Below are 22,329 nucleotides of genomic sequence, written 5' to 3'. Positions count from 1 at the left end.
AGGCCAGCGCGGCGAGCGGCGCACAAGCCGCTTACCGCTTATCTCTGGCAATGCGATATAACGCGCGGCACACTAATTTTCAGGAGAGTGATGATGAACGACGATATGTTTGAATTTGATATCGATGCCCAGCTGGAACAGGCTGAAGCGAAAGCGGCGGAAAAAGCCAGCGAAGTGCCGGCTGAACTCAGTGATGATGCTGAGTGCGAAGGCTGCAAAATCTGACGGTCGCAGCTAAAAATTTCAAAGCCGGTAATAAACATTACCGGCTTTGTTTATAAACCAGATTTTGCACTGCTTATTCCTCTTTTATCACACTAATAACATTATCCTATAGGCAAATTGTCTGTCCGGCTGCTATACCTTTAAGCGTTCAATCAACGGTAAAAGGGAGGGCGCGGTATGACCTTTGCAGTGAGTGATGAAGTTCAGCACAAACAGGGCGGACCCACGATGGTGGTAACCGGCTATGCCAGCGGAATGGTTGAGTGTCGTTGGTATGATGGCTATAGCGTGCGCCGTGAGGCATTCCATAGTGATGAACTGAGTCACATGACTACGGAATCCCGGCTCGCCAGCTGAATCTGATCGGGACGGTTTCGCCGTCCCGTATCCCGTTACACTTTTCCCTCGTTATCTTCTTCCACCGCCTGATAAATCCGCTGCAGAATATCCGGAAACGCCGACTGAACGCGACTCCAGCTCGGAATAAAGGGCTTATCGTTGGGGCGTTCAATAAACGACTGACCGGCGTCGAGAATGGCCTGGGTAAACATCTCCACCGCCGCTTCCTCTTTGTGCTGATCGAACGACAGGCCGTTCATGGTTGCTTCATGCCGGTAGATCTCCATCATATCCAGCGCGTTACGGTAATAAGTCGCCTTCAGCACGCGAAACGAATCGCTGGTCAGCGGCACGCCCATGGTCGCCAGCTTGCGCAGCAGCGACTGGACAATATCGCTGCTCATGCGCTTCAGCCCCCCGGTACCATCCTCTTCGGCCAGCGGCTGATGCTTGTGGTCATAGTGATCGGCGATCTCGACCTGACAGCTCTGTCGGGTCGTATAGTTGCGATAGATCTCAGACAGCACGCCGATCTCCAGCCCCCAGTCGCCAGGGATTTTAATGCCGTTAAGCACATGGGTGCGCATGGCAAACTCGCCGGAGAGGGGATAGCGAAAGCTGCTGAGGTAGTCGAGATATTCGGAGTGGCCATACACCTGCTGCAGCGAACGCAGCATCGGTCCGACCAGCAGACGGCCGACGCGGCCATTGAGCTTGCCATCCGCGACGCGCGCATAAAACCCTTTGCAAAACTCATACTGAAACGCCGGGTTGGCCAGCGGATAGAGCAGACGCGCCAGCATGCCGCGCTCATAGGTCACAATGTCGCAGTCGTGTAGCGCCACGCACTGGGTGCGATCGGACGCCAGGGTGTAACCGGTACAGAACCAGACATTGCGCCCTTTGCCCGGCTGGCTGGGCGAGAGACCCTCTTTATCCAGCTCAGCATCAATCGCTTTCAGACGCGGTCCGTCATTCCACAGAATGCGGTGCCGCTGGGGCAGGCGCGAGAAGAAGTCGCGGGCAAACAGGAACTGATCGCGATCGGCGCGATCGAGGCCAATCACAATCTCTTCCAGATAGGGCACCTGCGCCAGCTCATTAACAATATTATCCAGCGCCGGGCCCTCCAGCTCGGAGAACAGCGAGGGCAGGATCAGGCCCATTTTACGCCGACGGGCAAACTGCACCATCTCTTTTTCCAGCGACTCCACGTGGCGATGGGTGAGGTTATGGAAATTCGTAATGACGCCATTCTGATAAAAATCACTCATCGTCTCATCCTCTGATTACGGCTTATGGGGGGCCAGAAAGTGATCTATGCCTTCGCTCCAGCCGTTTGGCCCGGTTTGCATTGTGCGATAGATATGGTCGCTATCGGTACGGCTGAGTTCAACCGGTGACTTGCTGAAGCCTCTGATAATGACCGCGTAGTCCGCCTGTTCAAGCATGGGAATATCATTGGGGCCGTCACCCAGACCCAGCGTTATCCGGCTTACGCCATCCTGCTGCATCAGCTGCTGCTGCAGCTGCGTCAGCGCGATACCTTTACCGCAGTTTTCCGGCATCACGTGCCAGAAGCGGCCGCCCTGCGTCAGCGCAAGCTGATGCCGGGCCAGCGCGGCGCGAAACGCCTCCAGCTTATCGCTCTCGTCGCGCCACAAAATCACCTCCGAGGCGTCACGCAGGCGACTTAGCCGGGCGTCACTCAGCGCCAGACCGGTAAAGCTCGCCACGTCGCTGTCACTGAGATCGTGAAAACCGGTAAAGCGAAATTCCGTTTTTAGCGCCGCCAGCGTGTCGCACAGCGCCAGATAGTCAGCGCCTGGCTCATCGCTAACCGTAACGTCGTCGCCAAAGCTGATGCGGGCACCATTTTCAGCGATAAACGGCGCTCCGCTTAAACCCAGGCGCTTCTGCAGCGGGATAATCTCTGCAGCGGTTTTACTGGAGCAGAGCACCACCGGGATCTGGCGTGCGGCAAAATAGTCCAGCCACGGGCGGGCAGCTTCCCAGTTGTAATCGTGGTGATCCAGCAGCGAGCCGTCCAGGTCGGTTACCACCAGCAGAGGGGAATCGGGATCAATCATCGTCATACTCCTTACACCACAGAGGTGAGTAAAGCAGAGAGTAATCAGTATAATAGCGTTATGAGGATTGCACGTTTTTCCGGCTTAGCAAACGCGACAACCAGGAATAATCTTAAAAGGCAGCGTTACTCCGGCTGCCGGTGCATGAAGTGTGCAGGGTGAAGCGCAGACGGCGTGGCTCTCTGCCGGGTTTAACGCCAGGAGATATGCATATTTCTGCACTTTATATGCACAAAAGCCGGTTGCCTTCATACACAGTGAGCGTAATCTGAAACGGCATTACCGTTTCCTGGTGTAACGAATCCATTGATAAATTTAACCCGGCCTGAGCCGGGTTTTTTTTAAACTACTCTCAGCGATTCGCTTCGCAAAAGCTGCAATCGTGAATATCCACTTCGCACTGTTCAGAAAGGCAGCGCGCCTGATCCATGGTTTTACCCGATGAATCAAACCACTCCGGGTCGCGCTCTTTTTCCTGTTCCGGATTGCCTGCCGACAGGGAGCGAGGGCGGGTTTCTTCTGCACGCATACGGGGACTCCGCAAAGCCAGGGTGAGTCTTGAGTATAGTGCGGCACGCGCATACGCGCATACGCGCGCAGCGCGACAGGCAAAAAAAAGCCCGCGCTGCGCGGGCAAAAATCCTTGTTACTTTTAGGTTGGCTGCTTCTTTGGGGTTGATGCAGCGAAATGATGATAGGCGTTTTCTCCGTCAGGGTTCTCGCTGCAAAACGTTAAGAGAGTGAAAAAGCGGCTTTTGACAGTTCTTTACCTGACGTCGCTCCTGTTTTTACCAGAAGCAGCTATGCTTAACGCTGTTTGATTATTATTGATAACAAGGAGTTAGTATGGATTTGCTGCGCATTATTATCGCTATTTTGCTGCCACCGCTGGGCGTATTCATGCAGGTAGGTTTTGGCGGAGCGTTCTGGCTGAACATTCTGCTGACGCTGTGTGGCTATATTCCCGGCATCGTCCACGCTGTCTGGGTTATCGCCCGTCGCTGATCGCGATCACTATTTCGCCGCCTGTTTACGGTACACTGGCGCAAAACAGTCGCTGAGAGGTCGCAATGCAGGCAGGTGAACGCGTAACGGTGAAAACAGACGGCGGCCCGCGCCGCGCAGGTAAACTGCTGGCGGTGGAGCCGTTTAACGAAGGGACCATGTATCTGGTGGCGCTGGAGGATTATCCGCTGGGCATCTGGTTTTTTAACGAAAGCGACCACGCCGAAGGCGTATTTGTTGAGCCTGAAAGCACCGGCTGAGCAAACCAAACCGCGCGCCCCGTCTGACGCTTCAGCGGGGCGCGTGCTGTCAGAAGGTCTCCCAGTTATCGCTGCCTGATACCGCCAGTGCCGGACGCACCGTGCGCTGAGCCGCTGGCGCCGCGTTGACCGGCGCCGCAACTTTCGTTGTGGCGTAAGCGCTGTCGCTGAGGCGGAATGCCGCCACCGCCTGCGTCAGTTTACCCGCCTGATCTTCCAGCGAGGCCGCTGCAGAAGAGGCTTCTTCAACCAGCGAGGCGTTTTGCTGCGTCACATTATCCATCTCCGTTACCGCCAGGCTGACCTGCTGGATACCGCGGCTCTGCTCATCTGAGGCTGCGGCGATCTCTGCCATAATATCGGTAACGCGCCGTACGGCTTCAACGATGTCACTCATGGTGGTTCCCGCTTCGCCCACCTGATGCGATCCGTCACCAATCAGCGCGACCGACTCGGCAATCAGCGTTTCGATCTCTTTCGCCGCCTGAGCGCTGCGCTGTGCCAGGCTGCGTACTTCGCTGGCGACAACGGCGAAACCGCGGCCCTGTTCTCCCGCCCGGGCAGCTTCTACCGCAGCGTTCAGCGCCAGAATATTTGTCTGAAAAGCGATGCTGTTAATCACGTTGGTGATTTCAGCAATTTTTTTCGAGCTGCCGGAGATGTTGTTCATGGTTTTCACTACGCCGCTGACCAGATCGCCACCGTTGCGCGCTTTGTCAGAGGCGTCAGCCGCCAGCTGACTGGCGTGATGGGCATTTTCCGCATTCTGCTTCACCGTCGCGGTGAGCTGCTCCATACTGGCCGCGGTCTGTTCCAGTGCTGATGCCTGCTGCTCGGTGCGGGAAGAGAGGTCGGTGTTCCCGGCGGAGATTTCGCTGGTTCCCTGATAAATAGCCTCCGCCCCTTCGCGCACGCTGCCCACGGTGCGTACCAGCGCCGCCTGCATCAGCTGCAGATTATGCAACAGCATGCCGATTTCGTTACGCCCGCACGGCACATCGGCGGCGGTCAAATCACCCCGGGCAATTCGCTCAATGCGGACCACCGACTGGCGCAGAGGATTAATAATGATCCGCCGCAGAAAAATAAAGGTCAGCCCGACCAGCACTAATGCAGCCGCAAACGCCGCTGCCATGGCGATAAAGCCAAGGCGCGCCTGGTGCGCTGCCCCGGCGTTAATCGCCTCGGCCCGCTCGGTACGGATTTTAATGGCCTTCAGCAGCAGCGCGTTATAGGCGTCATCCAGTTTACGGGTGACATCGGTCTCCTGTGCCACAATGCCTTCGAAGCTACCCTGACGCGCTGACTCAATCATCGGCTTCACGCCTTTATCGATATATTGATTGAAGCTGGCGGTCAGTGGCGCATCCAGGGCCAGATCGGCGGGCGTTTTAACATCGCGCGCCATATAAAGCGTAAATCCTTCACGCGCCTGTTTAATGCGCGTTTCTGTCCGCGCCAGATCGGCGCGATAGCTATCCATCTCGCCAATACGCGTTGCCGCGCCCGCCTGCAGTATATTAAGGCGGGCAGTGCGCAGATGGTTAGAGCTGTTGGAAATGCCCATGCGCACCTGAATCTCTTCGGTGGCATCGTTCAGCGAATTATTACTCTGAATGAGAAAATAGCTGGCGAGACCAATACACAGGGCAAAAAGCAGCAGAATGCCGCCGAATATCACGCTGAATAGCGGCATCAGGCGCAGGTTTTGCCAGAGGCTGAGCTTATTATCTACATCGATCGATGCTGTTTTCATTTCCTTGCTCTCATAGTGGTAAGGGTTCTGAAAGCAAACATCGGCAGGGCAGGGGAAAGGCTTAGGTGAGAATATGGGATCGCGATCGCAAAAGCGTTAAAAAACAACAGGGCTGGTCATCAGACCAGCCCTGTGGCAGCATAAATTATGTAGCAGACAGCTTATCGCACGTTAACATAAATGCCGGAGGTTACATTATCTGTCAGACGTACTACATGATAGATAACCTGTTTATTATGCGTTTTGATTTTACGCTTAATATTGCCTTTATGTGACGAAACGGTTTTAGCCTTAATCTGCATTTTGTCTGAAATCTGAATGGTGTCATGGCCTGACATCCACATTTTCAGCATATTTGATTCGGTCTGGCTCAGCGTCAGTGGATGAATGTCCATCCCGGCGGAAATACGCGGTGACGCATTGAGTTTCTTTTGCAGGTAAGTACCCAGCAGTGAATCCAGAGTCGATGTCTTAATCGATTTTGATGTAATAATCAGGTTCTTACGAACGTAGAGATATTCCTCAAAATGGATATTTGAGATCGCCATAAAGATAAAGAAAAGAGTATCCGGGTGCTGTGTGATAATAGCACGAATGCGATCGCTGGAATCGGCTTCGTGAATAAAGCAATCTTCGTTAATAAATACTACGCCAGGTTTTAATTGCTCGCATTTTTGTTGTAGCTGTTCGATATCCGTGGCTGCAGTAATGTTTTTCTTTTTAACTCCTTTTGCCGACATATAGTCCGACAGTCCCAGGCGTGTGTAGTTACATGAATCCATAATAATCGTTGGCATTATAGCGACCCTCACCAATTTGTTATCCGTTTAAATCAACGATGAATACGCGTTTGCGGTACGAGAGAAATTTTCAAAGACACTTTTTTATTCTGCTTTGCAGTCTGGCAAATTATATCCCTGCGCCATCATGACTCTTCCCTGACCCGTTCTGCGAAGTTTTTTGTGTTCCATCCACGTCATTCTTTCCCCGGCGATAGCGGGAATCACCAGGAATTTGCTTTAAGTATACCTTCCGCCCTGTTTTTGAGAGCTGTGTCACTATCGCGCATGTTACAGGCAATTCTGATAGGACAAATCTTAAAAACATTTGTTTCGCGAAAGTGTGACGCTTCAGCGAGTGTTGACAATGCCGGAAAAAGGGAAATTAGACAAGAAAAATCGCTTTTAAATTTTTTTTGTTTAAAAACATACCCTTGAGCATTTTGCCAACCGATCCGTCAGGGAAACCACCTTAAGAATCGTCTGACTAAAATACTCCACGGGCCGTTTAATAAGAATGTTTTTCACAATAAATATCGATTTATCAGATTTTCCTCAGTTGATTTCTGAAAAAAATGGTTTGAAAAGTATACGGAATGATTTTTATTGCTTAACTATCACTTCAGAATGGTAACAGTATCGTTAACTAACGTGCAGGGGAAAGTTCTGAGACAAATCGGGCGAGTAAATCAAAGACTTCGCTGAACAGATGTTCGCAGAATGGGGCAAGAAGCGGCATCAGCATACCCATAGAGAGGATGCCGACCGTTAAGGTCACAGGAAAGCCGATAGCGAAAACCGACAGTTGAGGTGAAACACGGTTTAACAAACCCAGTGCCAGGTTTAGCGTGAGGAGCAAAATGATTAAGGGCAGCGCTAACATCATGCCATTAAGGAAAATTAGCCCGGCGCCTTTGACCAGTCCCATAAAGGCATCAGCACTCAGCGGCTCTGCACTGACGGGCAAGGTCTGAAAACTGTCTGCCAGCAGCGAGATCAGCCACAGATGTCCGTTAAAGGTCAGAAACAGCAGCATCGCCAGCATATCGAGAAAACGCGCCAGCAGCGGCATGTTAACCCGCGTGTTCGGGTCCAGCAGCGTAGCGAAAGATAATCCCATCTGTAAACCAATGATTTCACCCGCCAGCTTTACGGCTGAAAACGCCAGTTGCATGGTCAGACCGATACCGGCACCAATCAGCAGCTGCTGGATCAGCATCCAGAAACCGGCAGGTGAGAACAGGGTAACGTCGACCGGTGGCAACAGCGGCAGCAAAATCCAGGTGATCACAAACGCAAGCGCCACCTTTACCCGCTTGGGAATATTGCGCTCGTTCAGCACCGGCGCGCTGGCAAACAGCGCCAGCAGGCGCGCCATCGGCCAGAAAAACTGCGCCACCCAGTGGATAAGCTGACTGCTGTCGAGGGTAACCATCAGCCGATGATATAAGGCAGGTTGCTGAACAGGGTGCGAATGTAATCCAGCATCAGATTCAGCATCCAGGGTCCGGCGATTACGCCGGTGGCCGCCACCGCCAGAATTTTGGGAATAAAAGAGAGCGTCTGTTCGTTAATCTGCGTTGCCGCCTGCAGGATACTGATGATCAGCCCGCTTACCATCGCGACCAGCAGTAGCGGAGCCGCCATCATCAGCGCGACGCGCATCGCCTCCTGGCCCATTACCATTACTGATTCCGGGGTCATACTGTGCTCCTGTCAGGGAAAAAATTAATGAAGGGTCAGGAATAAAAGCTCTGGGCCAGCGACCCCACCAGCAGCTGCCAGCCGTCGACCAGCACAAACAGCATCAGCTTAAACGGCAGCGCAATCGTCGCCGGCGGTACCATCATCATACCTAATGCCATCAGTACACTGGCGACCACCAGGTCGATAATCAGAAAAGGGATAAAGACCGTAAAGCCAATCTGGAATGCGGTTTTCAGCTCGCTGGTCACGTACGCCGGCAGCAGAATACGCATCGGTACCGCTTCCGGGCCGTCGATAGGCGCCGTATTGGCCAGGCGGGCAAACAGGGCCAGATCGGCTTCGCGCGTCTGGCGCAGCATAAACTCACGCAGCGGCTGGGCACCTTTATCCAGCGCCACTTCCATACTGATTTTGTCCTGACTGAAGGGCAGGTAGGCATCCGCGTAGATTTTATCGAACGTGGGCGCCATGATGAAAAAGGTCAGGAACAGCGCCAGGCCGAGCATCACCTGGTTAGGCGGGGCCGAAGGGGTACCCAGCGCGTTACGCAGCAGGCCAAATACAATAATGATGCGTGTAAAGCTGGTCATCATCAGCAGTACGGCCGGGATAAAGGTCAGCGAGGTGATAAACACCAGCGTCTGTACCGGCAGCGACCAGCTCTGCCCGCCATTAGCCAGCGGCTGGCTGACCAGACCAGGCAACTGCGCGTGCGCAGCCGGTGCCAGCAGCATCAGCAGCGGCAGCAGAGAGAGTAATCGACGCATCATTAAGGTTTTCCGGGACGTTTAACCAGGTTGTGGAGGATCTGACGAAAATCCTGCGGTACAGGCTGAGCCTGCGGGTGTTCTTCAGGCGGCAGCGGCGGCAGCGAGTGCAGATGGGTGATCTGCTGCGCTGTTACCCCCAGCACCAGGCGCGCATCGGCGGTTTCAACGATCACCACCCGCTCCTGACGCCCGACCTGTACGCTGGCGCTGACTTTCAGCGCCTGTGCATTAACCGTTTTTGGCGCAAAGCCCATGCGCTTCGCCAGCCAGCCGCAGGCCAGAATCAGCAGAACAATCACCGCCAGCATAGTGCCGACCTGACTCACTACGGAGCCGGTGGAGACCACCGGCTGCGCGTGCGCTGGCTGCAGGGTTTGTGCGCTGTTTTGCATGATCAGCGGCTCAGACGACGCATGCGTTCAGAAGGCGTAATGATATCGGTGATACGCACGCCATATTTATCATTCACGACCACGACTTCACCCTGCGCAATCAGATAGCCGTTGATCAGAATATCCAGCGGTTCACCGGCGAGACCATCCAGCGACACCACAGAACCCTGCGTCAGACGCAGCAGCTCTTTGATTGTCATTTTGGTACGGCCCAGTTCAACGGTGAGTTTGACCGGGATATCCATGATCAGATCGATATCCTGCATGGCACCGCTGGTGCCGGCGCTCTCAAACGCTTTAAACACGTTTTCACTGGCGGCCGGTGCGCTGCCGCTGCTGGTCTGCTCGTTCATTGCTTCAGCCCACAGATCGTCCGCGGAGATATCGTCGGACGGGTTTTTGCTGTCACTCATTGGGCTGTTCCTCATTCAGCGAATTCAAAATCGGGTTAATCAGATGTTCAACGCGCAGCGCATACTGGCCATTCAGCATGCCGTACTGGCTGGTCAGCACCGGAACGCCATCCACATGGGCAATGATGCGATCCGGCTTTTCAATTGGCAGTACATCGCCGGGTTTAAGCTGCAAAATGCGCGACAGGCGCATTGAGGTTTCGGCAAAATGTGCAATCAGCTCCAGCTCAGAGTGCTGCACCTGCTTCACCAGATTGTCGCGCCAGTGCGTATCCTCCTGGCGGGAGTTCTCCAGCGGTGGATTGACCAGCAGCTCGCGCAGCGGCTCAATCATGGAAAACGGAATACAGATGTTAAACTCACCGACCAGGTTGCCAATCTCCACCTGAAAAGGGGTGTTAACGACAATATCGTTAGGTGAGGTGGTGATGTTGGTAAACTTCACCTGCATCTCTGAACGGACATACTCCACTTCCAGCGGGTAGATCGCTTTCCATGCGTCGCTGTAGCCATCCAGCGCCAGCTTCAGCATGCGGCGGATCACGCGCTGTTCAGTATGGGTAAACTCGCGCCCCTCAACTTTGGTCGGAAAGCGCCCGTCGCCACCAAACAGGTTATCCACGGCGATAAACACCAGGCTTGGCGAGAACACGACCAGCGCCGTGCCGCGCAGCGGCTGCAGATGGATCAGGTTCAGGTTGGTTGGCACCGGCAGATTGCGGGCAAACTCGTGGTAGGGCTGAATTTTTATCGCCCCGACGCTGATATCCGGGCTGCGGCGCAGCAGGTTAAACAGCGCCATACGAAAATGGCGCGCAAAACGTTCATTGATGATCTCCAGCGCCTGCAGCCGCTCACGTACCACACGACGCTGGGTATTGGGGTCGTAAGGGCGAATGTCGCCATCGCTCCCGGTGGAAATTTTCTCTACTTCCGCGCTGTCACTGTCGCCGTTAAGCAGCGCGTCAATTTCAGCCTGGGAGAGAATGCTATCGCCCATTAAATCACCTCAAAATGAAGGCGGTAAACAGCACATCACTGACCACCTGTGCAGGTTGTCCGGTTACCAGCGGCGGCGCCATCACCTGTTTAATCTGTCCGACCAGGGCCTGTTTGCCCTGTTCGGTTGCCAGCTGCGCCGCGTTCTGACGCGACAGCAGCAGCAGCAGACGGCTGCGCACTTCCGGCAGGTAATCGTTCAACCGGCGACGGGTATCCTCATCCGGCAGACGCAGGGTAAAGCCTACGTACAGCACGCGATCGGGATCGTTGTCAGGATTGACCAGGTTAACCGTAAACGTATCCATTGCAAAAAAGACGGGGGCGGGCGGTGGCTCAACTTTCGCGGCTTCCGGTTTGTCACCCTCGTGTTTATTCATCATTCGCCAGACTGCATAGCCTGCTACGCTGCAAGCGGCCAGCGTTACAATCAGTAACACCGGAATCAGTAATGAACGTTTGCGGCCTTTTGCTTTCGCGTTATCAGACATGTTTGCAGTACTTCCTGTGAATTATGGGCAAGCCTCTCGGCTTGCCTGAACAGATTATCCCGCGTCTTAAGTCAAACAATGGGAAGAAAAGACGCGGGTTTTACGCTTACCTTCAGCGTTTAGCTGCTGTCAGGCAAAAATATCGACGCCACCGCTGCCGGCGGCGCGCGCCTGCAGGGCCGCCGGAACGGCCAGAGGCGTTATCTCACTGTCACTCTCCAGCGCCTGAGTAAAGCGGCCATACTGACCATCGCGCTGATTCTCCTGTTGTCCGGCGTGCTGCTGCTGGCTCTGGGCAAATGCGTCGCTGCTCACCTGGCTCTGGCCCAGGTTGATGCCGCTCTCCGCCAGGGCACTGCGCAGCTGCGGCAGGGCAGCTTCCAGCGCCGCCCTGACATGGCTGTGGCCTGAGACCAGCGTCAGCTGCGCCTGGTCCTTATCCATGGTGAGGCTGATCTGCAGCGCGCCTAAATCCTCCGGATGCAGCCGCAGTTCAGCGTTCTGCTGCCCGTTGCGGCTGAACATTACAATCTGCTGCCCCAGCGCCTGCTGCCACTCCTGACTGCCAAGCTGCGCATTCAGCATCGGCGTTGACGGGGTGCCCTGCAGGCTGGCGCTGGCGGTATTAACCGGCGCGCTGCTGCTGAACATAGCGCTGAGATGGGCTGCTGGCTGCTCCTGCCCGGCTGACAGCGCCTGCCGCTCATCGCTTTTACTGAGTCCCCCCAGCATCTGCCGGAAACTCTCATCCAGCGTCAGTGCAGCGCTGCTGGCGGGCGCCGTGCTGCCGTGGCTGCCGGCGGCCAGGCCATCAGCGCGCGTGGTAAGCGCTGACGTATCCTGACTGCGGATGTGTGGTGTCGCCGTCTCCGCCTGCTCAGTAGCCGGTTCGGTGCCCGTCAGCAGCGCACCGCTCAGCGCCGCGTTCAGCGGCGTGCCTGCGGCTGCATCAGTTGCTGCCTGTGGCGGCGTGCCCGAAGCCAGCAGCGGCCGGTTTTCCACCATCGCCGGCAGCATGGCAAACAGCGCCTGCACATTCTGTAAGTCGCTGGCGCTTAACGGCGTTACGGCATGTTCATCACTATCATCGGCGGATTTAAGCCCGGCTTTAGATCCCGCCGGCTGGAAAAGTGCATTTAAAGCGTCTGGTTTGTCCAGTGCCTGCAGCAGGTTACTCAGTGACGCTTTATCGTCATTACCGGCAACGTCGCCTGCGTCACGGGTTTCACCCGGCTGCAGTTTTCCCTGCTGTTTAGCCAGCGCCAGCAGCTGATTTCCCAGCTCGGTGATAAAGTGGGACGGCAGGCCGTCACCCATTGCCTGGCTCTCTGGCGCTGCATCAGTTGTGGCAGCTGTTTTAGCGACTTTTGCAGTATGCGTAAGCAGGGCTTGCAGCGTAGTCATTCGCTTTTCCTCAGTGCGGCCCGTTGGGCAAATTCATCCATTCGTTTCTGATCGAGACGGTTTTCCTGACGCAATGCACTCTCCTCAGCGCGGGTAATCAGCATCTGATAGGCATTGAGTTTCTTGTGCTTTTCCCGCCAGCTGCCCAGCGCCTGTTCAGTACGCTGATCCCACTGGCTCAGCTGCTGGCGATGCTGGTCAATCGCTTTTTCCAGCGTCTGGATAAACTGGTGATAGTTACTCCAGCGCATGCTGGTAATACCGCCGGACATATCCTGATTGAGCTTGTTGCGATACTCATCCAGATAGTCCAGCAGCATGCTGAGCTGCTCATTGGCCTGCTGCTGGCCGCGCCGCATGTTGCCCAGATGGAGCACAGCGTCATCCAGATCCTGTTCTGCCAGGTCGCGCAGGGTGTCAATTGCACTGGCGGTTTTCATCGGCTAGCCTCGTCTGATAACCACGTTAACCAAACAGCGTCTGCAGGTGCAGGCAGGCGTCATCGTATTCACTGCGTTCAAAAATTCCCTGATGCAGAAACGCTTCCATCTGCGGATAGAGCGTAATGGCCCGATCCAGCATCGGATCGCTGCCGGCGGCATAGGCGCCGACGCTCACCAGATCGCGGTTACGCTGATAGCTTGACAGCAGCTGCTTAAACTGCCGCACCCGGGCGTAATGCGTTTCATCAATCAGCGACGTCATTACGCGACTGATTGACGCTTCGATATCGATTGCCGGGTAGTGGCCCGCTTCCGCCAGCCGGCGCGACAGAACGATGTGTCCGTCCAGAATGGCGCGCGCGGAGTCAGCGATCGGATCCTGCTGGTCGTCACCTTCGGTCAGCACGGTATAAAACGCCGTGATTGAACCGCCGCCGTCGATGCCGTTACCCGCCCGTTCCACCAGCGCCGGCAGTTTGGCGAATACGGAAGGGGGATAGCCTTTGGTTGCCGGTGGCTCACCAATGGCCAGCGCAATTTCACGCTGCGCCATCGCATAGCGCGTCAGCGAGTCCATGATCAGCAGCACGTGCTGACCGCGATCGCGGAAATCCTCCGCAATGCGCGTGGCGTAGGCGGCACCCTGCATGCGCAGCAGCGGAGAGACATCGGCCGGCGCGGCGATCACCACCGAGCGGGCGCGGCCTTCGGCACCCAGAATGTTTTCGATAAACTCTTTAACTTCGCGGCCGCGCTCGCCAATCAGGCCAACCACAATGACATCGGCTTTGGTATAGCGCGCCATCATGCCGAGCAGCACCGATTTGCCCACGCCGGAACCGGCAAACAGGCCCATACGCTGACCGCGTCCCACCGTCAGCAGGGCGTTAATGGCACGCACCCCGGTGTCGAGCACGTCATGGATAGGCGTGCGCTGCAGCGGGTTAAAGTGCGGGGTGATCAGCGGTGCGCGATAGCCGGTTTCCGGTGCGGGCAGTCCATCCAGCGGCTTGCCGCTGCCGTCCAGCACGCGACCCAGCAGCTCCGGTCCCAGCAGCAGCTGTTTGCCGCTGTGATCGCCGTTCATTCGCGCATAGACGCGAGCGCCGGGTAAAATGCCGTCAACTTCTTCCAGCGGCATCAGAAACAGCTTTTGTCCGTTAAAACCCACCACTTCACTCTCTACTTCAGTGATATGGCCATTATCATGGCGTTCGATAATGCAGGTTGCGCCCAGCGGCAGCTGCAGCCCGGTCGCTTCCAGCACCAGGCCGGTGGCCCGCGTCAGGCGCCCATAGCGCCGCACGGACTGCACCTGGCTGATACGCTGTTCAAAAGAGTCGAGTGCGCCAAGCCAGCGCGACAGGCGAGACGTCATCAGAGTGCTCCCGGTGCCGCCAGGCGGCACAGCTCCTGCCAGCGGGTGGCCACGCTGGCGTCGAGATCGCCATCCTCAGCGCTGAGCTTGCAGCCGCCGGGGTGCAGCGTGCTGTCAGCCAGCAGCCGCCAGCCATGCAGATCCAGCGTGGGGCCGAGCGTCTGCTCCACGCGCTGCAGATCGTCCGGATGCACGCGCAGCTGCGGTTTGCCGCTGAACATCGGCTCCTGCTGGATCAGCTGCTGGATTTGCCGCAGCAGGGCGCTGCCATCCACCTGCGTCGCCTGACCGATAACGGTACGGGCGGCCTCCAGCGCCAGCTGCATCAGCCGTGAGGCGATGACGCTATCCAGCGCTTCCAGCGTATGGTGGAACTCCGTCACCAGCTGCTGCATGCGCGCCTGCAGCGGCGCCTGCTGCTGCTGTGCGTCAGCCAGACCCTGCTGAAAGCCGGCGTCGTAGCCATTCTGCTGCGCTTCCGCAAATCCTTTCTGATAGCCTTCGCTGTAGCCCTGCGTCTGCGCATCTTTGCGCATCTGCTGCTGCATCCGCTCCAGCTGCTGCCGCTGCTCATCCTCTTCGCTGAACGCCACGGCGTCAGCGTCATGTTCAGCAGGCGGCAGGTCGGGCACGCTGCTCAGCGGCGCAGCCAGATCGTCAGGCAGCCAGCGCTGCCACGGGCGGGCAGAAAATGCATCAGACATAGGTTTCCTCGCCGCCACCGATGACCATTTCGCCCGCTTCTGCCAGACGGCGCACTACCAGCAGAATCGCTTTCTGTTCGTTCTCTACCGCAGACATACGTACCGGACCGCGGTTGGCCAGGTCGTCGCGCAGAATATCGGCTGCACGCGCAGACATGTTCTTGAGGAACTTCTCGCGCAGCGGCTGCTCGGAACCTTTCAGCGCAATCAGCAGCTGCTCGGACTCCACTTCCTGCAGCAGACGCTGGATGCTGCGGTCGTCCACTTCCACCAGGTTCTCGAACAGGAACATCTCGTCGATGATTTTCTGCGCCAGCTCGCCGTCGAAGTCGCGTACGGCTTCGATGACCGCCTCTTCCTGCTGCGTTTTCATCAGGTTGATAATCTCGGCCGCGGTTCTCACGCCGCCCATCTTCGCGCGCTTGAGGTTGGTGCCATCCAGCAGGCTGTTCAGCACTTCGGTCAGCTCCGCCAGCGCCGCTGGCTGAACGCCGCCAAAGGTGGCGATACGCAGCATCACATCGTGACGCAGGCGTTCATCAAACAGCGCCAGAATATCGGCCGCCTGACCACGCTTCAGGTGCACCAGGATAGTGGCGATAATCTGCGGATGTTCGTCGCGGATAAGATCGGCGGCCGCCTGCGGCTCCATAAAGTTGAGCGTCTCCATGCCGCTGGTGGTTTCGCGCGTTTCCAGAATATCTTCCAGCAGGCTGGAGGCTCGCTCCTCGCCCAGCGCTTTGACCAGTACCGAGCGCAGGTAATCGTTGGAGTTCAGGCTCAGCGCCGCGAACTGCTCAGCGTCGGTCTCAAACTCGCGCAGGACTTCCGTCAGCTGCTTGTGCGATATCTGCTTCATGTTGGCCATCGCCGCGCTGAGGTGCTGCACTTCGCGCTGGTTCAGGTGTTTAAACACTTCAGCTGCGCGCTCTTCGCCGATAGTCATCATCAGGATGGCGCTTTTTTCTGTACCGGTCAGACTCATAGTTCGTTACTCATCCATTCACGGATAACCAGCGCCACGACGCGCGGATCGTTTTCAGACATATCGCGGATGCGCTGGCTCATCACTTCGGCACTCATGCGGTTAGAAGACTTCCGCTCCTGATCCAGCTCATCTTTATTAATCTGCACGCTGTAAGCGGCTTGCTCTTCCTGCGCAGCGGCGCGGGCGGCAACGGCTTCTGCAGCGGCCTGTTCCGCTTCGCGTTTGCGCAGCAGCTGCGGGCGCACCAGCTTGCGGTAGAGGATGAAGGCGACCAGCGCCACCAGCAGCCAGCGACCGGCACTCATTAGCTGATCGAAGAACGACTGCTGCTGCCAGAAAGGCAGATCGCCACCCGCAGGCTCGGTGGTATTGAAGACCGAGTTCACCACATTGATGCTGTCGCCGCGCGTCTGTGAATAGCCCATCGCTTCGCGGGTTAAATCTTCAATCTGTTTGATCTGCTGATCGTTCAGCGCGACCGCTTTGCCTTTACCGTCATCGCGGTAGTTCACGACCACGGCGACTGACAGACGCTGCACGTCGCCAACGTTGAGTTTGGTGTGGCGGATTGAGCGATCGAGCTCATAGTTCACCGTATCATTACGGCTGGAGCTGCTCGGGCCGCTGCTCTGGCCAGCGGTGCTGGTAGTGGTACCGGCATTCTGCGCCGCATTGTTCTGGGCATTAGCCGCATTCTGCTGCGGCGGATTCGTCACCGGTGCGTTGTTAGCGGGCGCGGGCTGATTAGAGAGCGCACCAGGCACGCCACCCGGATAGGCGCTGCCGTTCTGATCGCTGGTGCTGGTCTGACGCGAGCGCACCGCCGAGTTGTTCGGATTAGCGTTTGGCTGATACTTCTCATCCGTCTGTTCGCTGCGGTCGAAGTTAATCTGCGCGGTAACCTGTGCATGCACGTTACCCTGGCCAACAATCGGGTTCAGGATCGCTTCAATACGCTGCTGATAACGCGCTTCAACCTCAGCGGCATATTTCAGCTGGGCGTCGTTGAGATCGCGTCCTTCGCTGTCGGAGCGGGTCAGCAGGCGACCGGTCTGATCGACCACGGTGACGTTGCCTGGCGGCAGGCCCGCGACGCTGCTGGAGACCATATGCTGAATCGCCTGAATCTGACCTTCATCCAGTGCCCGGCCAGGCTGCAGCGTCAGCGTCACTGAAGCCGACGGCGCTTTCTGTTCGCGGACGAAGAGGGTAGGTTTCGGCATCGCCAGATGCACGCGCACGCCCTTGACCGGACCCAGCGTTTCGATAGTGCGTGCCAGCTCACCTTCCAGCGCACGCTGGTAGTTGATCTGCTCGCTGAACTGGCTGATACCAAACTTCTCTTTATCCATCAGCTCAAAGCCTACCGAGCCGCCTTTCGGCAGACCCTGCTGCGCGAGGCGCAGGCGCAGTTCATGCACTTTATCGGCCGGCACCATCAGGGCACCGCCGTTTTCGGCGAACTGGTAGGGGATGTTCATCTGCGTCAGCTGGGTGACAATGGCGCCACCATCTTCATCAGAGAGGTTGTTATAGAGCACGCGGTAGTCGGGCGCTTTGGCCCAGAGCACCAGCGCCAGCACGACCGCAATGGCTGCGGCCGCGGCGATGATTAAGGGAATTCGCGGATTAGCGCGCAGGCGGGCGAAAAGGTCTGTTATGCCTTTCTTTGCTGATTCCTGTGTAGCGGCTGCACTCGCATTCATGACCGATTCCTGCCTGACATAATTGACCGGGTAAGTTGTGGTAACAAAACAGACTCCCTGATACGTCTACCCGGTATTTGCGCTGCTGGCCTGCAGAGTGCCGGCGGTAGCTGACTAAGTGAGCTCCCCGCACGGGCGTTTCCCTTCGGACCGCGGCGCAAAAACTTTAGGGTAAAAATGAAATTCCAATCTTATGGCAGGCATTATTGATGAATCGCATCACTTCGATGGCTGAATAAGCCGGGGTTTTAGGGGCTATTTAGCGCCTTTGTCCTATTGACACTGTGCTAACTTTGCAGGCGTAAAAAATTCACTCCCTTTTTCTGCGAGGTATAAAGATGTCAATTCAGGCAATAGATGGCGTACTGCAGCAGCTGCAGATGACCTCACTGCAGGCGGCCGGCAAGGATACGCACTCCTCCAGCCAGCTCGATTTTGGCGCCACCATGAAAGCGGCACTCGATAAGATCAGCGAAACCCAGACCACCGCCCGCGCGCAGGCGCAGGATTTTGAACTCGGTAAGCCTGGCGTACAGCTCAATGACGTTATGGTCGATCTGCAGAAGTCCTCTATCTCTATGCAGATGGGCATTCAGGTACGCAACAAGCTGGTAAGTGCGTACAGCGATATTATGAATATGCAGGTTTAGCGTTTTAAGCGGCTGAATAAAAATATAAATACTACACCGTAGCCTTAGCGGAGCACGTATGTAGCACAAGATCGTTCATTTTCATGTTGATGAGGGATAGCTGATCCGTATTGTCCTCTGACAACCAGGTACCCTAAACCCGGCAGACCATCTGCGCATCTGAATGGCCCATTTGCGCGGGACATCATTCGGGTTTGCGCCTGCAGACAATGCCCGGCATGCGAAGGTATGCCTGACTGATATGCTTTGCGGTGGCGAAGGCCTGCACGCTTAATTGCTGCCCGCCACGTCTGAGGGATAGATCAGGTTTTGGTTTTTTTCACTCCACTCCATCATGCGGTTCTGGGCGCGGTCGGTTAGCCAAAGTTATTTCTGTATTGAGGATTTTAAGGTCTGGCGCATCTTCTGCAATGCCGCACATAGTGATTCTTCAAAACGTATACGTAAAAAAACCGCCGTAGTAGGCGGTTAGGTAAACCTTAGTAAGTGCTATGCAGGCCTTACGGTGGCTTTTGTTGGATGGCCATCAGGACCATCATCATGAGTGTGGTCCGGGTCAGGCTCGATGATGACTATATAGTCCTTACCTTTCCCATCTCGTGTTAATGTCACTAAATCTCCAGCGCAGGGTTTAGTGTCAAAATCATGTTGCTCTTCAACACCGGTATCTTCAAAAACCACAGTAATGTTCATATGTCGTCCTCTTTCTGATAAGCTGGTCCCGAACCCTTGGCGAAAAATTTCACCTTTTCACAAAGAAATTTTAGTTCTCGCTTCTGAAGTCTAACCATTTGCACCAGTAATTTTCTGAGTTAATAACACGGTAGCCACGGCTCTCAGACATTGTCAAGGCAACTTCTCTATCAAAACTGATAGCCGGCGTGTCTCTGATACTGTTAACTTCATCCTTAGTTAAAGAACTGTCTTTCTCACTTTCCTTTCTAAGCAGCAATGAAAGGAAATCAAAAATCATGATCAGTTATCGGCATCTTTGTGATAAACCAGATTAGTGCTGCACAGGAACTGCAGGGTGGTGTTCCTGTAATGCTGCAGACGCATAAAAATACTTACGCTCGCTATCTTCGGACTGCTGCACTTTTATTTCCGTAGCGATAACCGGCATGGTCATACATTTTTTTAAATGACACCTGATACGGCCAAATCTAAATTAACCTTATCGCGTTCTTCTTTACAGCATACTGCAAATTGTGCGACATAGCTAAATCCACCTATATCCATCTTTGCTACCTTCATAAATCCAACCATGACCATATCCCTTTCAAATATGGCTGATTTGAGCAGGTTGCGAGGGTAGATTAAGTAATGTCGGAAAGATAACTTTCAAGTTATGGCTAAACTAAATTGAAAATCGTGAATCCAATGAACTATCTACAGTACCAGGCATATCATGGCCTAAGGATTCTAATAAGCAAAAAATGGATGTTTAATTAAAATAACTTTATTTATAAAGCCTTTTCCCAATGAAATTCTTGTAGATGATTTTAATGTATACAGCTACTATTGACGAACTGTATCATAATTCTCTATTGAGGCTCTTTGTGGAAAGGATTTTTTGGTTAGATGCAGCAAGAGCGTTGGCGATAATTCTGGTTTTTTTCACTCATGCCCATGAGCGTTCGGCTCTGGATAGTGATATGCTAAGAAGCATTTTTACAGCATAGATCATTTGGGTGTGCCTCTATTCTTCATGATAAGCGGGGGGCTGATTCTCCCTAAAATTGCAAATTGTAATATAATGGATTTTTATAAGAGGCGCGTTCCTCAATTTATAATTTTTCTGGTTTTTTGGTCTGTTTTGACAAATTCATTGAAGCTTTCACTTGATGGTGAAGGCTTAGTTAAATCAATTATAACTGCCGCAATAAAATATAATGGTATTTACCCCGGAAGTTATGGTTCTGCATCTCAGTTGTGGTTCCTTTATTCTATAACTCAACTTTATTTGATTGCTCCATTTTTAGCAAGAATGCTTGAGAGGCTAACTAATAATGGAATAACATTATTTATTATTTTTTGCTTTCTATTTAATCAATTCAAAAACACTGCAGCAGCTATTAGAGGCGACTGGTCTTCTCTGCAAAGAATGGGAAGCGATTTTACTGTGCCGTACCTGATTTTCTTTGTCATTGGCTATCTTATAATTGAAAGGAATGTTTTGTATAAGAAAACCGCTTTGCATTTATTTTATTATTTATGCACAGCATTTATACCAGTGCTCGTTCTTGTGGCTTTTGATTATTACTCCGGAAAAGTGTCAAATGGTCTTCATTGGTACAGTTGGTCAGTTTTTATATTAATATCTAGTATCGGTCTTTTATTGGCTATGAGATGGATTTTCGAAAGTAAAAAAAGCAATAAAATAATTTCAATAATCAGTCATTGTTCTTTTGGTATTTACTTGAGTCATTACATTTTTATATATATATCAATTTATCTTGTTAATTTCTATGAGTGTCGGCTTGGTAGCATTCAATTAACATTGGCATACTTTTCTCTATCGTTTTTAATGGGGCTTTTTTTAACTTTTATATTTATGAAGTTTAGGTATACAAAAAAACTTTTATCTTGATTTTAAGTTTTAAAAATTCAAATGAATCCACGCCTAAAGCAAAGAATTACTGGATGCGGAGCCATACAACCACATGCCGTGATGCCTCAACGCAGGAGGACGAGAACATGAAGTTGTTACGGTTCAACCCTAAGGATAGCCTCTGATAGGATTCCCTTCACTATTGCAGGATTACATAGAGCCGCGATTCAGCCTCAACTCAGTCTTTATACTCATCCCGGTGACAATGTTCACTGGATGACTTCCTGATGGTTGACTTGGCTGCAGCAATAAAGCCCGGCAACAGGATTGCATATCAGTGCAAAGGCTATTGAGGGCTGGGCAAGATTTATCGCAACAGCCTAATGACAGAAGAGAGTGAGATGACAGAAGATAAGCCGCTGAATGATGTTATTGTGCTGGAGAAAGTGACGTGCAAGGTGCGACATGCTTATGACGATGCCAGGACGCCATGAATTATTTTTTTTTGATAGCACACATACATCACAACAAAATACCGTAAAGCACCTCATATTTATTTTTGAGGCGAAATTTTTTTTGTAGTAGGCTTTTGATAAAGCCTGAATCAACTAAAATCAACTCGTATGATAAAAACTGCTAAGTTATGTTATGAATATGTAGGTTTTATTTTTGGTATGCTGATGGTGATATCTTTATTTGAATAAATTCCTGGTCGTGGCACATAGATAGCATAATATAGTTCAGTTTTTTATTCTCCAGATAAAATGATTCGAATTTTTTTCCGGCGCTTATGCTTCGCAGAAGCTAAAGGTGCTCTTCAGTTTCGTTCGCTTCATACTTTACCTGTTGGCCATATGCTTGTTATATGAAAATAAAAATCAATAACAGATGCTCATGTTAGATTTTCTTTGAAAGCCAATAGTTGTGAAGCTTCAGATTATAAGCTTAGCAAGTGATGATGCTAAGCTTAATTTATGGTGTAATGTTAAGTGGGTTGTTTTTATTTTTTTGCTAAGAAAGGGCGCTCTATGTATATGTATGTGATTGGGCATAGTAAAGCTATTATTATTACTGAGGTAATAGTTGTCCATGCATAGCCTAAGTTTTCCCAGTAATTATAATTCACCAAGTTAAATACTATTGCATGCAATAGATAAACACTGTAGCTTATAATTCCCGCCACTTTTAAGCTTGGTAGTGTCAATATTCTAAATAAATTATTCCCGCAGCTTGTGATAATGAATGGAAATGCAGCCAATATAACTGAAAATGGTGTGTA

Annotated in this window: 26 protein-coding genes and 2 pseudogenes; 6 read left to right on the top strand and 22 right to left on the bottom strand. The window is 53.3% G+C overall.

Going from position 1 to position 22,329, the window contains the following annotated elements:
- Positions 1-90 precede the first annotated feature (90 nt).
- Complete coding sequence (locus DBY66_RS18095; RefSeq protein ID WP_255402073.1) at positions 91-225, top strand: hypothetical protein; 135 nt, start codon at positions 91-93, stop codon at positions 223-225.
- Positions 226-402: 177 nt separating this feature from the next.
- On the top strand, positions 403-582 hold the full coding sequence (locus tag DBY66_RS17105) for a DUF2158 domain-containing protein (RefSeq protein WP_039385173.1): 180 nt from the start codon (positions 403-405) through the stop codon (positions 580-582).
- A gap of 35 nt (positions 583-617) precedes the next feature.
- Here DBY66_RS17105 and DBY66_RS17100 read toward each other — a convergent pair whose 3' ends face one another.
- The 3 genes from DBY66_RS17100 to DBY66_RS17880 all read right to left on the bottom strand — a co-directional run bounded on the left by DBY66_RS17100 (position 618) and on the right by DBY66_RS17880 (position 3,183).
- Positions 618-1,838 carry a glycosyl transferase gene (locus DBY66_RS17100; RefSeq protein ID WP_108569573.1) on the bottom strand — a complete coding sequence of 407 codons (1,221 nt, stop codon included), beginning with the start codon at positions 1,836-1,838 and terminating at the stop codon, positions 618-620.
- Positions 1,839-1,853: 15 nt separating this feature from the next.
- Entirely contained in the window at positions 1,854-2,654 is an 801-nt protein-coding gene (locus DBY66_RS17095; protein ID WP_108569574.1) for a mannosyl-3-phosphoglycerate phosphatase-related protein, read from the bottom strand.
- A gap of 352 nt (positions 2,655-3,006) precedes the next feature.
- Positions 3,007-3,183, bottom strand: a complete 177-nt coding sequence (locus DBY66_RS17880; protein ID WP_158531840.1) for a hypothetical protein — start codon at positions 3,181-3,183, stop codon at positions 3,007-3,009.
- Positions 3,184-3,500: 317 nt separating this feature from the next.
- Between DBY66_RS17880 and DBY66_RS17090 the strand changes: the two genes are divergently transcribed.
- Both DBY66_RS17090 and dsrB read left to right on the top strand, forming a co-directional pair.
- Positions 3,501-3,659: a YqaE/Pmp3 family membrane protein gene (locus DBY66_RS17090; RefSeq protein WP_039385165.1), complete on the top strand. Its 159-nt coding sequence runs from the start codon at positions 3,501-3,503 to the stop codon at positions 3,657-3,659.
- Positions 3,660-3,724: 65 nt separating this feature from the next.
- The gene (gene dsrB, locus DBY66_RS17085; RefSeq protein WP_039385162.1) at positions 3,725-3,919 is read left to right on the top strand and encodes a protein DsrB; all 195 of its coding nucleotides are present in this window, start codon (positions 3,725-3,727) and stop codon (positions 3,917-3,919) included.
- 49 nt (positions 3,920-3,968) lie between these two features.
- On the opposite strand, the gene DBY66_RS17080 is transcribed toward dsrB, so the two are convergent.
- From DBY66_RS17080 to fliF, 15 genes are all read right to left on the bottom strand, one after another.
- The gene (locus DBY66_RS17080; RefSeq protein ID WP_108569575.1) at positions 3,969-5,675 is read right to left on the bottom strand and encodes a methyl-accepting chemotaxis protein; all 1,707 of its coding nucleotides are present in this window, start codon (positions 5,673-5,675) and stop codon (positions 3,969-3,971) included.
- A gap of 161 nt (positions 5,676-5,836) precedes the next feature.
- A complete protein-coding gene (gene rcsA / locus DBY66_RS17075; protein ID WP_039385157.1) occupies positions 5,837-6,472 on the bottom strand; it encodes a transcriptional regulator RcsA in 636 nt (211 codons plus the stop codon).
- A gap of 628 nt (positions 6,473-7,100) precedes the next feature.
- Entirely contained in the window at positions 7,101-7,889 is a 789-nt protein-coding gene (gene fliR, locus DBY66_RS17070; RefSeq protein ID WP_071667960.1) for a flagellar biosynthetic protein FliR, read from the bottom strand.
- Positions 7,889-8,158, bottom strand: coding sequence for a flagellar biosynthesis protein FliQ (gene fliQ, locus DBY66_RS17065; protein ID WP_039385151.1), 270 nt, complete (start codon positions 8,156-8,158; stop codon positions 7,889-7,891). Before fliQ ends, fliR begins: the two co-directional genes overlap by 1 nt.
- A gap of 35 nt (positions 8,159-8,193) precedes the next feature.
- Positions 8,194-8,928 carry a flagellar type III secretion system pore protein FliP gene (fliP, locus tag DBY66_RS17060; protein ID WP_039385989.1) on the bottom strand — a complete coding sequence of 245 codons (735 nt, stop codon included), beginning with the start codon at positions 8,926-8,928 and terminating at the stop codon, positions 8,194-8,196.
- Positions 8,929-8,930: 2 nt separating this feature from the next.
- Complete coding sequence (gene fliO, locus DBY66_RS17055) at positions 8,931-9,323, bottom strand: flagellar biosynthetic protein FliO (protein WP_039385149.1); 393 nt, start codon at positions 9,321-9,323, stop codon at positions 8,931-8,933.
- A 2-nt stretch (positions 9,324-9,325) separates the two neighbouring features.
- Positions 9,326-9,736, bottom strand: a complete 411-nt coding sequence (gene fliN, locus DBY66_RS17050; protein WP_108569576.1) for a flagellar motor switch protein FliN — start codon at positions 9,734-9,736, stop codon at positions 9,326-9,328.
- The gene (gene fliM / locus DBY66_RS17045) at positions 9,729-10,736 is read right to left on the bottom strand and encodes a flagellar motor switch protein FliM (protein WP_039385143.1); all 1,008 of its coding nucleotides are present in this window, start codon (positions 10,734-10,736) and stop codon (positions 9,729-9,731) included. The genes fliN and fliM overlap by 8 nt, the downstream gene beginning before the upstream one ends.
- 4 nt (positions 10,737-10,740) lie before the next feature.
- Entirely contained in the window at positions 10,741-11,226 is a 486-nt protein-coding gene (fliL, locus tag DBY66_RS17040; RefSeq protein ID WP_039385141.1) for a flagellar basal body-associated protein FliL, read from the bottom strand.
- A gap of 129 nt (positions 11,227-11,355) precedes the next feature.
- Positions 11,356-12,630 (bottom strand): flagellar hook-length control protein FliK, encoded by a 1,275-nt coding sequence (locus DBY66_RS17035; protein WP_108569577.1) that lies wholly within the window; start codon positions 12,628-12,630, stop codon positions 11,356-11,358.
- The gene (gene fliJ / locus DBY66_RS17030) at positions 12,627-13,070 is read right to left on the bottom strand and encodes a flagellar export protein FliJ (protein ID WP_039385135.1); all 444 of its coding nucleotides are present in this window, start codon (positions 13,068-13,070) and stop codon (positions 12,627-12,629) included. The genes DBY66_RS17035 and fliJ overlap by 4 nt, the downstream gene beginning before the upstream one ends.
- Positions 13,071-13,095: 25 nt before the next feature.
- Complete coding sequence (fliI, locus tag DBY66_RS17025; RefSeq protein WP_039385131.1) at positions 13,096-14,451, bottom strand: flagellar protein export ATPase FliI; 1,356 nt, start codon at positions 14,449-14,451, stop codon at positions 13,096-13,098.
- A complete protein-coding gene (fliH, locus tag DBY66_RS17020; protein ID WP_039385128.1) occupies positions 14,451-15,155 on the bottom strand; it encodes a flagellar assembly protein FliH in 705 nt (234 codons plus the stop codon). Before fliH ends, fliI begins: the two co-directional genes overlap by 1 nt.
- Positions 15,148-16,140: a flagellar motor switch protein FliG gene (gene fliG, locus DBY66_RS17015; protein ID WP_108569578.1), complete on the bottom strand. Its 993-nt coding sequence runs from the start codon at positions 16,138-16,140 to the stop codon at positions 15,148-15,150. Before fliG ends, fliH begins: the two co-directional genes overlap by 8 nt.
- Positions 16,137-17,849 carry a flagellar basal-body MS-ring/collar protein FliF gene (fliF, locus tag DBY66_RS17010; RefSeq protein ID WP_108569579.1) on the bottom strand — a complete coding sequence of 571 codons (1,713 nt, stop codon included), beginning with the start codon at positions 17,847-17,849 and terminating at the stop codon, positions 16,137-16,139. The genes fliG and fliF overlap by 4 nt, the downstream gene beginning before the upstream one ends.
- A gap of 338 nt (positions 17,850-18,187) precedes the next feature.
- Here fliF and fliE point away from each other — a divergent pair, with 338 nt between their 5' ends.
- Positions 18,188-18,499, top strand: a complete 312-nt coding sequence (gene fliE, locus DBY66_RS17005) for a flagellar hook-basal body complex protein FliE (RefSeq protein WP_039385118.1) — start codon at positions 18,188-18,190, stop codon at positions 18,497-18,499.
- A gap of 31 nt (positions 18,500-18,530) precedes the next feature.
- On the opposite strand, the pseudogene DBY66_RS18060 reads toward fliE, so the two are convergent.
- The 3 genes and pseudogenes from DBY66_RS18060 to DBY66_RS18055 form a co-directional block, all read right to left on the bottom strand.
- Positions 18,531-18,801: pseudogene (locus tag DBY66_RS18060) on the bottom strand (integrase); the annotation flags it as partial.
- A gap of 187 nt (positions 18,802-18,988) precedes the next feature.
- Positions 18,989-19,192: a hypothetical protein gene (locus tag DBY66_RS16995; RefSeq protein WP_108569580.1), complete on the bottom strand. Its 204-nt coding sequence runs from the start codon at positions 19,190-19,192 to the stop codon at positions 18,989-18,991.
- A 444-nt stretch (positions 19,193-19,636) separates the two neighbouring features.
- Positions 19,637-19,765, bottom strand: a complete 129-nt coding sequence (locus tag DBY66_RS18055) for a DNA polymerase III subunit theta (RefSeq protein ID WP_233499596.1) — start codon at positions 19,763-19,765, stop codon at positions 19,637-19,639.
- A 421-nt stretch (positions 19,766-20,186) separates the two neighbouring features.
- Between DBY66_RS18055 and DBY66_RS16985 the strand changes: the two genes are divergently transcribed.
- On the top strand, positions 20,187-21,089 hold the full coding sequence (locus tag DBY66_RS16985; RefSeq protein WP_108569582.1) for an acyltransferase: 903 nt from the start codon (positions 20,187-20,189) through the stop codon (positions 21,087-21,089).
- Between the two features lie 961 nt (positions 21,090-22,050).
- Here the strand turns inward: DBY66_RS16985 and DBY66_RS18050 are convergent.
- Positions 22,051-22,329: pseudogene (locus DBY66_RS18050) on the bottom strand (hypothetical protein); the annotation flags it as partial.

The organism is Pantoea sp. RIT413, assembly GCF_003057675.2.
Lineage (GTDB): Bacteria > Pseudomonadota > Gammaproteobacteria > Enterobacterales > Enterobacteriaceae > Pantoea > Pantoea eucrina.
The sequence above is the reverse complement of the archived record's forward strand: the minus strand, read 5'-3'. Positions and strand labels throughout refer to the sequence as shown.

Bases quoted from the DNA above. Each gene is read 5' to 3' on its own strand.
- rcsA (WP_039385157.1), bottom strand. From the start codon at position 6,472: ATGCCAACGATTATTATGGATTCATGTAACTACACACGCCTGGGACTG.
- DBY66_RS16995 (WP_108569580.1), bottom strand. From the start codon at position 19,192: ATGAACATTACTGTGGTTTTTGAAGATACCGGTGTTGAAGAGCAACAT.
- fliM (WP_039385143.1), bottom strand. From the start codon at position 10,736: ATGGGCGATAGCATTCTCTCCCAGGCTGAAATTGACGCGCTGCTTAAC.
- fliP (WP_039385989.1), bottom strand. From the start codon at position 8,928: ATGCGTCGATTACTCTCTCTGCTGCCGCTGCTGATGCTGCTGGCACCG.
- fliF (WP_108569579.1), bottom strand. From the start codon at position 17,849: ATGAATGCGAGTGCAGCCGCTACACAGGAATCAGCAAAGAAAGGCATA.
- fliJ (WP_039385135.1), bottom strand. From the start codon at position 13,070: ATGAAAACCGCCAGTGCAATTGACACCCTGCGCGACCTGGCAGAACAG.
- fliN (WP_108569576.1), bottom strand. From the start codon at position 9,736: ATGAGTGACAGCAAAAACCCGTCCGACGATATCTCCGCGGACGATCTG.
- DBY66_RS17090 (WP_039385165.1), top strand. From the start codon at position 3,501: ATGGATTTGCTGCGCATTATTATCGCTATTTTGCTGCCACCGCTGGGC.
- DBY66_RS18095 (WP_255402073.1), top strand. From the start codon at position 91: ATGATGAACGACGATATGTTTGAATTTGATATCGATGCCCAGCTGGAA.
- fliQ (WP_039385151.1), bottom strand. From the start codon at position 8,158: ATGACCCCGGAATCAGTAATGGTAATGGGCCAGGAGGCGATGCGCGTC.
- DBY66_RS17100 (WP_108569573.1), bottom strand. From the start codon at position 1,838: ATGAGTGATTTTTATCAGAATGGCGTCATTACGAATTTCCATAACCTC.
- DBY66_RS17095 (WP_108569574.1), bottom strand. From the start codon at position 2,654: ATGATTGATCCCGATTCCCCTCTGCTGGTGGTAACCGACCTGGACGGC.
- DBY66_RS17880 (WP_158531840.1), bottom strand. From the start codon at position 3,183: ATGCGTGCAGAAGAAACCCGCCCTCGCTCCCTGTCGGCAGGCAATCCG.
- fliL (WP_039385141.1), bottom strand. From the start codon at position 11,226: ATGTCTGATAACGCGAAAGCAAAAGGCCGCAAACGTTCATTACTGATT.
- DBY66_RS17080 (WP_108569575.1), bottom strand. From the start codon at position 5,675: ATGAAAACAGCATCGATCGATGTAGATAATAAGCTCAGCCTCTGGCAA.
- fliG (WP_108569578.1), bottom strand. From the start codon at position 16,140: ATGAGTCTGACCGGTACAGAAAAAAGCGCCATCCTGATGATGACTATC.
- dsrB (WP_039385162.1), top strand. From the start codon at position 3,725: ATGCAGGCAGGTGAACGCGTAACGGTGAAAACAGACGGCGGCCCGCGC.
- DBY66_RS17105 (WP_039385173.1), top strand. From the start codon at position 403: ATGACCTTTGCAGTGAGTGATGAAGTTCAGCACAAACAGGGCGGACCC.
- DBY66_RS18055 (WP_233499596.1), bottom strand. From the start codon at position 19,765: ATGGTTGGATTTATGAAGGTAGCAAAGATGGATATAGGTGGATTTAGC.
- DBY66_RS17035 (WP_108569577.1), bottom strand. From the start codon at position 12,630: ATGACTACGCTGCAAGCCCTGCTTACGCATACTGCAAAAGTCGCTAAA.
- fliH (WP_039385128.1), bottom strand. From the start codon at position 15,155: ATGTCTGATGCATTTTCTGCCCGCCCGTGGCAGCGCTGGCTGCCTGAC.
- fliI (WP_039385131.1), bottom strand. From the start codon at position 14,451: ATGACGTCTCGCCTGTCGCGCTGGCTTGGCGCACTCGACTCTTTTGAA.
- fliR (WP_071667960.1), bottom strand. From the start codon at position 7,889: ATGGTTACCCTCGACAGCAGTCAGCTTATCCACTGGGTGGCGCAGTTT.
- fliE (WP_039385118.1), top strand. From the start codon at position 18,188: ATGTCAATTCAGGCAATAGATGGCGTACTGCAGCAGCTGCAGATGACC.
- fliO (WP_039385149.1), bottom strand. From the start codon at position 9,323: ATGCAAAACAGCGCACAAACCCTGCAGCCAGCGCACGCGCAGCCGGTG.